Annotated in this window: 6 protein-coding genes; all 6 read left to right on the top strand. The window is 43.2% G+C overall.

What is annotated here, in order from left to right; translation table 11 throughout:
- The first annotated feature begins 3 nt into the window (after positions 1–3).
- The 6 genes from AB432_RS03755 to AB432_RS03730 are packed head-to-tail and all read left to right on the top strand — an operon-like array spanning position 4 to position 11856.
- Positions 4–1152 (top strand): beta-xylosidase family glycoside hydrolase, encoded by a 1149-nt coding sequence (locus tag AB432_RS03755; RefSeq protein ID WP_048031095.1) that lies wholly within the window; start codon positions 4–6, stop codon positions 1150–1152.
- Positions 1153–1172: 20 nt separating this feature from the next.
- Positions 1173–4031 carry a mitotic spindle assembly checkpoint protein MAD1 gene (locus AB432_RS03750; RefSeq protein WP_048031094.1) on the top strand — a complete coding sequence of 953 codons (2859 nt, stop codon included), beginning with the start codon at positions 1173–1175 and terminating at the stop codon, positions 4029–4031.
- Between the two features lie 41 nt (positions 4032–4072).
- Entirely contained in the window at positions 4073–5212 is a 1140-nt protein-coding gene (locus AB432_RS03745; protein ID WP_053079542.1) for a discoidin/SUN/FTP domain-containing protein, read from the top strand.
- A gap of 6 nt (positions 5213–5218) precedes the next feature.
- The gene (locus AB432_RS03740) at positions 5219–6316 is read left to right on the top strand and encodes a discoidin domain-containing protein (RefSeq protein WP_053079541.1); all 1098 of its coding nucleotides are present in this window, start codon (positions 5219–5221) and stop codon (positions 6314–6316) included.
- A gap of 3 nt (positions 6317–6319) precedes the next feature.
- A complete protein-coding gene (locus AB432_RS03735; RefSeq protein ID WP_082195865.1) occupies positions 6320–9418 on the top strand; it encodes an SPRY domain-containing protein in 3099 nt (1032 codons plus the stop codon).
- Complete coding sequence (locus tag AB432_RS03730; protein ID WP_048031093.1) at positions 9418–11856, top strand: hyaluronate lyase N-terminal domain-containing protein; 2439 nt, start codon at positions 9418–9420, stop codon at positions 11854–11856. Before AB432_RS03735 ends, AB432_RS03730 begins: the two co-directional genes overlap by 1 nt.

Raw genomic sequence — 11856 nt, 5'->3', positions numbered from 1 at the left:
TCTATGAGTGTAGTTTCTCGGCGTAAATCGGGGTTTCTCTTCGAGGATTCTTTCGATTCTCTTACCCTCGATTCCAAGTGGAACATGACACCGAATGATTCTTCAAGGTGGTCTTTAACAGACGCACCAGGCTCTCTCCGTTTAAAAGGCGGAGCTGAGCCACTTCAACTCTTTTTAGACACACTTACCCCCGTGAAGCAATTCGTCCTCGATATGAAAAATTCATACAATCCGAAAGCTTCCGGAAGCACAGGCGGATTGACTGTCTTCATAAACCACAATGACTTTTTCCACGTCGAAGAATATTACGATGCAACGCAAGGCACTGCGAAAACCTTCCCCTGGCTCCGGCTAGTACGCGACTACAATACCTACACCGCTTATTGGTCCGAGGACGGCGTCATCTGGCACATCATCGGTTCGGAAGAATTCAATCGCCTTGCTCCCAAAATCGGTATGTTTCTCAACAGCAGCGCTACAGACGACTATCTGGACATGGAACACGTCCGCGTTTTCTCCCTCCCTACTCTCACTGTTTCAAACCTCTCTCCCGGCACCCGCGTGGAGCTGCTCGATTCCACAGGAGCCGCTGTCGACTCCAAAACGTGTCGGACAAGCCAAACATCCATTCAATTTGATATGACTCAGCGTCCTATCCCTTTCACTGGCTCTCTTCGTTTTGCGGAAGCAGACGGCAAAACAACGATTAGCTCCAGCGACCAGATGAAAATGTGGGGCGGCGACGAATACGACTTTTCCCCCTCTCCCACCCTCTTTTTTATCGATGGCGAAGGAAATGAGGTCCACCTGCAAGACAACACAGAGGAGTTTCTCGGTCATATGCTCCAAGGCCAGTACAAGGAAGTAAAAATGATCGCCCGAAATACCATGCTTCATGGAACTTTTACGGGTATCCAAGGTGTTCTCACTTCCTATGCAGGTACCGATCAGTACAAGCGGCTTGTAGATGTCGCCGTAGACCAAAACGGTGTGCCCGGCACGTGGGGCGATTCTTTCACCCTGCCGGATACTGCCGCAGGAAAAGAACAAGTTTTCTGGACGCGGATTTCTCGAGAAATCGATCCAGCACTCGTAGATAAAACGACGCATGTCCATTTTGGGCTCAATTTGTCCGCCGTTTATACCAAATAAATCGAAAAGGAGCTGAACGTATGTCGGTCAGAATCACCCGAACAGGCAACGAGGTCGTCCTGGATCATAATGAGTTGGCCAACAAGGGAAAACGTACCCACGCTGAAATCGACTCCTACCTTCAGGAGCTGGATGACGCTAGAGAGGATAAACCGAGCTTAAAGGATAGATTTCGTGAGCTAAAAGACAAAGACGACGAACAGGATCGTCAGCTTGATGCCGTGAAAAGTGATGTTTCTACCATTCAAGCGCGGCTGAATACGTTATCGTCAACGGTCAGTGCGGCAGAAGCGAAAAATCAGACGCAAGATCTTCGTCTTTCGCAAGTCGAACAAAAAAACGCCCAGCAAGACCAAGCCATTTTGAAGCTACAAAGCGATGTCTCCTCTAACCCGAACGCCGAGGTGGTTGCTGCACGTCGGGATCGGGATGGCAGGACGTTTCCCAGTCTGAAAGCTCGGTTGGATGATATGCAGGGGAAGATTGGTACGGGGGACGATGGCGGTGGAACAACTACCACGAAGCCGTTAGTTGACGTCGTTGCTGCTACTAATATTTTGCGTAATGCTTATCGGACTTTGGAAAGTACGGGGCAGGGAGCGACGGTACGGCATAATTTGTATGCCGATTCTTTTGTAAATACGTCGGGGGTTGATATATCAAAGTCCGAATCATTTCAAATTGGAAGTGGCAAATTCACCAAATCAGCTGGCTCAGTTTATAGCTGGAAGACACTAGGTGTACAGATCGCTTCTTCTGTTGGAGATTACAGCAATAGCAATACTGGCTATCGCCCATACAAAGCAAACGGCACCACATCTGTCTACTCTGTTGAAAAAATCGCAGATGATAATGCCGTTGCGTCTCCAGGCGGATATTCTGATTACTGGTTACAAAGTGGTACAAGTGCTGACTTGTTCATGAAATGGGAAGCCCTTGTTGATGTTTCGAAAGTCATTCTTTGGATGAATGGGAGTTTTGGTAGTAACGGTCACCACTATTGTGATCATCAAATTTTTGTTAAGAATCCTTTTTCAGGTAAGTGGGATGCAGTAACACCAAGAATAAATCTCGCCTCTTCGACTGACAAAGGTATACATGGCGATGGTTCATGGCACTACCCTATCAGCCTAGACTATCTCATTAATGAGGTCAAAGTAACGGTATGGAATAAAAGCACATACATGACCGTTACTGAAATACAAATACTGCAAGCATCTGACAAAAATCCTGTCATGGTTTCTAAACCGATTCCATTGGCAAAAGCTCCGACCCATCTTGTGCTGGATGCAGAGTACGAAGGCAATATCAGCATTGATTTGTCACTCGATGGAGGAACCACGTTCACAGCTGGTTTTCCTTTGAATCAGTTGGTTGACTTAAGCACTTTCCTACCAGGCAATTCTCTTGTCATTCGAGCCAATCTTACTGATAAAGCATTACTCAACAGCATTGGCTGCATTTGGTATGACGAAGACACTCTCCCCACTTATACAGATACGGTAGGCGGTAGTTCTGGAGGAAAAGACCCCGGTAATAGTGGTACCAAAGTAGAGGTAGATCCTTCACTTGGCTCGATCCTTTTATACGATACCATTGGCCTCATCACAGCCAATTTCCGAGCTGCCGAAGCTCTCAATCTCCCCAAATACACCGCTAAAAATTTAATCATTGACTCATTTATAGACGACTCGGGCATTGATAAAACAAGATCTTCTGGCTTCATCGTTGAACAAGGTGAAGTCAAACGCATGGGACATAACGCAGTTAAAGGCAAGACTTACTATCTAAATCCTATCCCAACAAAAAATTATCCAGATAATACACCATACTCAAAACTAACTGATGGTAAAGCCGGAAAAGACGGCTCAGCTGCCGATTATCTTGATGGCTCTTGGATTAGTCAGTTAGGGATTCCTGGATCGATTTCTACGGTAGACTTTGACCTTACCGTTCCAGAAATAATTAATCGTGTCAAAGCCATGTTTTGTGAGTATCAGGTATCTGGAATTTTCTATCCTCCCGAGCTATACGTCTATGGATCGGATGACAACAGCAATTGGACTCTGCTTTTTCATGAGCCAAGTGGTCTAAGTGGCAATGGTATTAGAAAATGGGTTGACTTTACCTTCACGAACTCTACCCCATATCGATACTATCGCGTAGGCTATTCTATTGGCGGTACGGGAGAGAACCAAAAACATTTATTTGTCAATGAGATAGAGTTGTACTCTACTGGTCCCACCACTATATATACCAACGTGGAATCCCTTCCTGTAGAACCTAAGAAAATGATTGTTATAGCGGAACACCAAGGGCAAGTCATCTACGATTTATCTATGAACGGCGGAAATACCTGGTTGAACAACATTACTCTCGACAAGTTTTTGGAGGTAACTGGTGGGAAAGAAGTTTGCATTCGTGCCACTCTCTCCACAGGGTCAACTCTATCATCATTAGGTTATGGATGGTTCGATGATTCAGTCGAATTCATCAAGGTCACACCGGGAAGTGGCAACACCGGATCAACCGGTTTAATCCAAATTAATAAATTCGGAGTTATAGCCTCCCCTAACACACCTGAAGAAGTAAACATAACCATCCCATATACTTCCGACTATAAATTACCCCCTATTGAGGTTTTGAAATTTGCCCCCGGTGAACAAAATTACTCCCTCGAAATTGCATCCTTTTCTAGCAACGAAGCCTCTAACTTTGACCATGACAATTACCTGGAGTTGGAGGGTATGTTACGGCTTAAAACCGACTATTTGATTGAAATGACAGAAGACGTCGTGCTTTCCTCTGGTAATAGTGTGTACTCTTTTAATCTCGATGTTAATCAATACTCGAGTATTGAGAAAATTGAGGTGACTTAAATATTCTATTGGCCTTCAATTCAAGAGTTGAGGTGAAAAAAATGCCAGTGCCAGCAACAACTGGGCAACTCCGAGAAAATGTTTTTGACATGGAAATCGCTGATTACATTGTGATGAAGGTGATTTCAACAGGTCTTCACGAATTCGGTGGAAGTACTGCAGGATACACAGAAACTCCTATCCATGGAACCAAACTAAGTCTCTTAAATACCTTCATTTACATGGTGAAAGTAGAAAAAGGCCTGTTAATTGCAGACAGGGTTCGTTCACATTCCGTCTCATGGGACAGTCTTAACAAACAAAAGGCAATAGAGGGAAATAGTTGGAATAGCTCCAATCTCATTCCTTTTATGACCAGTAATACGTCTCCCAGCGGTATCGTTACTGCAAGTAGTGTAGGGAGCAATCAATATGGTGCTTTTCAAGCGTTCGATGGCAAATTAAGTGGCGCAGGAAAAAATGTATGGTATACAAATGGGGAGTCTAAAGGTTGGTTGGCCTATGAATTCCCAGAACCAAAAATTGTGAGAAAATATGCTGTTACTTGCGGCGAAGCAACTGACACGGTAGCTTCTTCTCCAAAGGAATGGTTTTTTGAAGGTTGGGATGGAGTCAATTGGATTCAATTAGATTATGTTACCTCTCAAATAAATTGGTCTGAATCGCAGAAACGCCATTTTCCTATCGATAACAACAAACCTTATATGAAGTATCGCATGAACGTTCTCGCAAATAACGGCTCAGCATTTCTCAGCATTGGTGAATTGGAAATGTTTGAGTTTGGGGGTATTATGCGATCTTTGACTGGCGGTGTAACCAATGCAGACGAAATCGGGCAACTGTCCCTTATTGATAAAAATAAAGGTGGATGGCCTGCCAATAATGAGTGGGATAAATACATTGTGAATTTCCCTATTGATAAAATTCAGCCAGGAAAGACACTGGATGATGTATTCCATTGGAATGTAGGTGTAGCTACTTGGTGTCAAGAAACACCCGTCACTGGAACGAGACACCATGACGGAGTCACAACTGGTGCTTCTGGGCATCGAATATGGAGAGGTTCTACTAATACAAGTGGTTCTGTACGAAAAGAAGTGAACTATTCCAATTTCTCGGTTAGTAGCATTAGCAGCACGACAATTGGATACCGACCTGTATTTGAATATAGAGAGAAGTGATTGAAAATGACAATGCCCGCAACTACAGGACAATTAAGAACAAAAATTTCTGATATGGAAATTGGGGATTACATTCCTTGTAGATTTTATTATGACAAGACTAATAGCCAGATGGCATTTATGGGATTAGGTACCCCTCCCTCTACAATTGCACCAGAATTTCCTTTCACCGGCAATGCTTCAGGGTTTGGTAGTTTCTATTTCCTGAAATCTGCAAAAGGTTTACTTATTGCAGATCGTGTACTTGTTCACTCTGTATCGTGGAATACCATAAACGCCAATCGATTCATTCAAGGAATTCCAGTACTTGTGGTAAATAAAGTACCTGCTTTAACAACGTCAGATAACGGTTCAGATGGAGGTCGGGTTATATATAGCAATCAATACAATTCTGGAAATGAAGCTGCAAAGAATTTGTTTAATCCTGACCAGGGGTACTGGAATGCGGGAACTTCTGTCCTTTCTCAATGGGTAGGTTACATTTTTGGTGAACCACAAGTGGTTAATGCAGTAGGCTTCACAGATTTTAACAGTTCGGTATATACATCAAACGTATCCGTTCAAGCGACAAGTGATGGTTCCACTTGGAATATCACACTTGCAAATGCTTCCTACTCGAGTAGTGGAACGAAAGTGATTACCTTTAATAATTCGACTGCCTATTTAGGTTACAGGCTTGTCATTAACGGCTACGTAGGAGGCTGGATAGCATTAAGAGCAGGGCTATATTTCGGAGAATGCAAGGATGCTATAACTGCGCGATCTCTAACAGGCGGAGTAGCCTATGCAGATGGGCAAGGAAACCTGTCTACTACTGAAAAAGAAAATGGAGCTTGGCCAGTTAACAATGAATGGGATAAATACGTAGTGAATTTCCCAAATCATTTGATACGACCAGACAAAACACTTAATGATGTATTCCATTTCATGGATGTATCTACTTGGTGCCAAGACACGCCTAGTCTCTCGATGCCATCTGCTGTAAATTCAGCCAGAGTGGGCAGAGGCCATTTAAACGCAAAGGAATTTGGATACATTTTAAGCTCTAATGTAACAGCCAGTTTGGCATGCTTTCGCCCAGTATTTGAATACAAGGAGTTGTAAGATATGGCAACAGTGGGACAATATTTACCATCACCCGAAGTAGGATGGAAAAGATATGATGACACAAGCCCATCAATTAATTTCTCTGGCACATGGGTTACAGAAAGTAGCGGTCTTCATTATGGTGGAAATGCAAAACATTCTAATGCTAATGACCTTAACGCAAAAATATCTTTTAAATTTACAGGTACGAAGATAAGAATTATTGCGGCGTTGGCTCCGAATAAGTCAATCGCTGTGCCGATAAAAATTGATGGGGTTTCCGAAACTTACAATCAATTTAAATCAGTAACACAATACCAGTCATTGCTTTACGAGAAAACTGGACTAACAGAGGGAGAACATACTGTTGAAATTGGTATTCCATCAAATATTGGAACAAATAATATTCAGATTGATGCTATTGATATTGATGAAAGTGGTTACCTAATTGGTAGGATAGGTCAACAGTACACAGCACCCGAAAATGGTTGGATAAGGATTGAAAATAATTCACCAAAACTCATATATGAAGGTGCATGGGTTAGTGGTAGTAATACTTCAACCTCTGGTGGCAATTGGCATCAATTAAGTGGTAACAAGACTCCAGCGTCAGTTAAATTTAGATTTTATGGCACGAAAATAAGAATTATCAGCGTGTGTAATAGTGCTTACACGCCTGACCCAATAGATATCTACATTGATGGAGTTAAATACTCAACCCTCATCAACGATAGAAATTCACTGTACCAGACACTAATTTTTGAAAGAGCGAATTTACCAATTGGACTCCACACTGTTGAAATTGTTCAGCAACCATTTGATGGTCTGGGATTTATTTTTGACGCTATTGATATTGATGACACCGGTTATCTTACTACCAGTGTAGGACAACGTTTAACTGAACCAGAAATAGGATGGAAAAGATATGATGACACAAGTCCGTCAATTAATTTCTCTGGCACATGGGTTACAGAAAGTAGCGGTCTTCATTATGGCGGAACTGCAAAACATTCTAATCCTAACGACATAAGCGCAAAAATATCTTTTAAATTTACAGGCACGAAGATTAGAATTATTGCGCCCTTGACTCCGAATAAGTCAATCGCTGTGCCGATAAAGATTGATGGGGTTTCCGAAACTTACAATCAATTTAAATCAGCAGTACAGTACCAGTCATTGCTTTACGAGAAAACTGGATTGACAGAGGGAGAGCATACTGTTGAAATTAGTATTCCGCCTGACGTTGGGACAAATAATGTGCAGATGGATGCTATTGATATTGATTCCAACGGCAGACTCCTGCATCCTGATGAAGTAACAGACCTAAATGACTTACAAGTAGGAAAACGAATACGCGCTAACTATATTGCTTCAAATAACTTATTTGGTACTGTGTCTGGCCTAGGAGAAGAATCAAAAGAATTGCTTCCTAATGTACCCACTACTTCTCCAAATGGTGACTTCTACTTCATCATGGTTGACACAGATCATAAAGGTCGAAAAATACTGATTTCGGACAGAAACATTCAATCTGGCATCTCTATGGATGTTTTAAATACAGCAGGGATTGCTTCAGGCAGTGGACTTCCTACGACACTCTCTGACTTCAAAGATACTTTCCTTGTTGGCGGTGGAGCATCTGCATCTCATAACACTGTATTAATCAACGGTGCTGGCGGGGTAAGAACAGATAGAGGCCTTACTAGTGGAAAATGGTATTGGGAAGCTTTCGTTCTTGGCAGCTCCAACACTCACATTGGGGTTGCAACATCCAATGTTGCTCTATCAAATCCAGTTGGTTCAGGAGCAGTGGTTAGAAGTTATGCGGGATCGGGATTAAAGTGGAATGGATCAGCTGCTTCTTATGGCTCCAGTTACACCAGCGGAGACGTAATTGGCATTGGTTTGGATATGGATGAGGGGACATTAACTTTCTATAAAAACGGAGTCTCACAAGGAGCCGCATTTACAGACTTAAAATCTCTAGGCACCGTCTACCCACTTTTCTTTAGTGGATCAAGCTCAGATCATTTAAAAGCCGTATTTAATTTTGGACACAATCCTTTTAGGTATGAAGTCCCTCTCGGTTATTCCAGTCTTGTTCCTACACCTACTCATGCTTTCACTCTGCGACTTCTAACGGGAGGAATTTCCCCAAACGATAAAGACAATGAATGGGATAAATACATGACCGATGATCGTATCTGGAATAACGTCAATCACGGTTCATGGACAAGTACGACCGATCAATCGAATGCAAAGGCCCGCGTAATTCGGGGTTATAACGGTCTTACAAACTGGACATCTGGTACAACAGATCTTACAACCCCAGGTAGAGGCTTCCGTCCAGTTCTTCTGATTGAATCAATTAATAATAACAGATTCCTCATACTAGACGGCACAGACGTGAAAACGTACACTTCTTCCGGCTGGGAAACCGTTGGTACTACTCCTCCCACAGACGATATGTTTCTAAATAAAGGCATGCTCGACCTCTCTACATGCGCCCCCTACTTGAAAGATTTAAAAGACAAATCCAACCTCAAAATCCTTGTTTCAAAACCTAAAAGAGAGCCAACAGTCGCTCATCTCGTTGGAGTTCCTGTACCAAGAATCGTAAAAATGAAAAATGATACTAGCTTTCTCGGCGTAGCTAAAATCAACTCTTTAACCTTATCAGGTACAGAGAAAGGCGTTCTAAGAGTCGCAATAAGTACGGACAGTGGAACAACATGGGAAGCAAAACAAAAGGATGGCTCGTGGACAACAGTCGATGTTACTACCCCCATTGAATTCAAAGAAAAAGCAATGACAATAGACGATTTCAATAGCATCTCTGAATGGGACGAGAAAATTGGCCAAGCTAGAAACTTGCGATGCGCCTTCTACTTCGAACAGTCTTCATCCGCTGATGAAACAAGTCTGGACTCTCTTACCATGGATGTGGACTTACTAGATTCCTGGGACATGGCGATGCCAGGAGTAGACTACAAATATGGATATAATCGAAATACCAATCTGCGAGTCCTCTTGCTGTCAAATGGAGACTACAAAATTAACGTTGGCTCTGGCGGCGGCAGCGGCTCCACGCTCACAGAAGTAGATGGAGGTACTTTTTAATGACACTACCAATCAAACTAAAACGCGGTCTAAAAGCCAATCTCCCCTCCGCTGCATCAGCAGGAGAGCCTCTTTTTACAACCGATACCCATGAACTTTTTGTCGGAACAGGTGAAAGTGTAGTGCCCATCGCAGCATCTGATCCCACTCTTGCAAATCGAGTAGAAGAACTTGAAATGAACAGAAGTACCATGTCCAGCACCTACACCGAAGAATTTGATACATTAACCTATGTCGACTCCGAAAAGACAACTGCTGGAATTGTAGGGGGAAGAGTAACTCCTACGGTTACCCCTGACTTTACCGAAGACTTCAGTACCACAAACTATTATGACGGATCGAATTCTTTGGGAGTCACCGTAGATACAACTAACCGTCTGATCAGGAATTCCGCAGGGATTAAAAACGGTATTTTTTACGCCAAGCCGATTACCATCCCTAACACAAGTAAAGTCACCATTAACGCTGTAGCCAACGAGCCTAGCGCATACGCATTCTCAGAAGCCACTCGCTTTTCTTATTCCGGAAGTGTCTTTTCGCAGCCTATGGGTTTTACAGATCGCACGAATCGTACTTGGAAGGTGGCGCTTGTCAATGGTAAGGGGATTTATGCAAAAGTAACAAATCCTGATGGCAGCCTGGCTTTTGAAAGAACCATCTTGCCATTTACAGGGAATACTCATACTCTTCCTTTTCAATCGATAGATTACGTCGTCGACTACAACAATCGTGTTTGGTTCTCCATCTCACACGCATCCTTAGACGGTGTAATTGGTAGCGTGAATAGCGACGGTACCACATTCAAGGATTGGTCCCCCATTTATCTAGGATCATTTGAGGTAGTCGCAACGTCACTAACAGTAGATAGGCAAAACAGAATTTGGGTATTTCATTCTGTTGCCGACTATACACGAATTCACGTTTTTAACAGTGATGGTTCTTTAGTTAAGGATTTGACTAATATCCTTAGTTCCGGAACTACGAGTTACTTACGTTCAACCTACGACCCTATAAGAAATCAAATTGCTGTAGCTGTAATAAATTCAAATGCATTCAAAGTAATCCTATTTGATAGTGCATTTCGCATTGTTCGAAATGTCAATATAACTGTAGGCGGGGGACATGACGGCTCACTGGACATGATGTACGACTCGGATCTCGATAGATACATCGCTATACAAACGATTTATACGGGCGCAACGACATCCTACACAGTTAAACTCTATTCTCTTCATCCTGAAACACTTGCTCAAACCACTACAGTCGCAAACATCAACGCAAATTGGGTTTCCAGACTAGTTGCTGACGGCTCAAATTACCACTTCGTTTACTCCTCCTATGCAGAGTTAAACAAATACTATCTCACTACCTTCAAGGCTTCCGATTTAACCGTCATTGATTCTTCTGTAACGGTCTCGACCTATGCCGGCAAGCATTTTCCCTTTAAAGATAGCAACGGAGTTCTTCGTTCGTTATCGTTAACTTCCAGATATGAAACAAACCAGGCCATCGACGAATACACTTTTGGAGCATCCAAAGCTACCGTTACGTTGGAGGTAACCAATAACAACGGGCTAGATTGGATAAATGCTTTACCCGGAGAAGAAGTTACATTCCAAACACCTTCCACCTCACTACTTATACGAGCCAGATTAGACTCACCTACTACAAATCTATCCCCAGAGCTATATGGTTATCGGGTAATTACAGGCACTCTTTCAGGGGAGGTCATCCAAGAGTTTGTAAGCACCAAGCTCCCTTCCGTATCTCCCATTGCCCATGCCTCGCTTACCGCTGACCAAACCCTTCAAGAAGGCTCGATAGACTGGTACCTATCCAACAACGGCGGCGCTACTTGGGAATCAGCAGTCCTTGGACGCAAACATTCCTTTAAGAACCCGCTCTATGCAGATTTACGAGTAAAAGCAGTCATTACCTCGCCCTCTGGCTCCGTGAAATCCCCTGCCATCTCTGGTTACACCCTGACCAGTTCCAACCTATTACTCACCCCGGCCCAAACAGGGACTAATCTAACAGCTACCATGTCAGCAGACCAAACCCTATCCGCCCCGGACACCTTCACCAAAATCAATTTCAATACAACAACCGAAGACGGTCTGCAAGAATTCGATAAAAACCAGAGCCGTTTTGTGGCAAAAGCACCGGGCGACTACTTAATTATCGGATCAGCCCGCATCAAAAGCCCGACAAGCTCTCCAAACGGACTGCAACTAGAGGTCCGAATCAATGGTGAACTCCAAAAAGTACTCAGCAGCAACGTTTCCTATTCGAATCATGCCTGGTGCTTAAACGGCTCAAGCATCGTTCGTCTACAGCCCGGCGACTATGTAGAGCTTTTCGGTTACTCGTTTTTTGCCAATGGCGTCGTAGAAGCCCTCCCTACCTATTCTTACTTCCAAATCAAGCAGTTGTGGTAG

The organism is Brevibacillus brevis (assembly GCF_001039275.2).
GTDB lineage: Bacteria > Bacillota > Bacilli > Brevibacillales > Brevibacillaceae > Brevibacillus > Brevibacillus brevis_C.
This window is presented reverse-complemented; position numbering and strand designations above follow the sequence as displayed.

Excerpts from the sequence above, each read along its gene's own strand:
- AB432_RS03755 (WP_048031095.1), top strand. The coding sequence starts at position 4 with ATGAGTGTAGTTTCTCGGCGTAAATCGGGGTTTCTCTTCGAGGATTCT.
- AB432_RS03750 (WP_048031094.1), top strand. The coding sequence starts at position 1,173 with ATGTCGGTCAGAATCACCCGAACAGGCAACGAGGTCGTCCTGGATCAT.
- AB432_RS03745 (WP_053079542.1), top strand. The coding sequence starts at position 4,073 with ATGCCAGTGCCAGCAACAACTGGGCAACTCCGAGAAAATGTTTTTGAC.
- AB432_RS03740 (WP_053079541.1), top strand. The coding sequence starts at position 5,219 with ATGACAATGCCCGCAACTACAGGACAATTAAGAACAAAAATTTCTGAT.
- AB432_RS03735 (WP_082195865.1), top strand. The coding sequence starts at position 6,320 with ATGGCAACAGTGGGACAATATTTACCATCACCCGAAGTAGGATGGAAA.
- AB432_RS03730 (WP_048031093.1), top strand. The coding sequence starts at position 9,418 with ATGACACTACCAATCAAACTAAAACGCGGTCTAAAAGCCAATCTCCCC.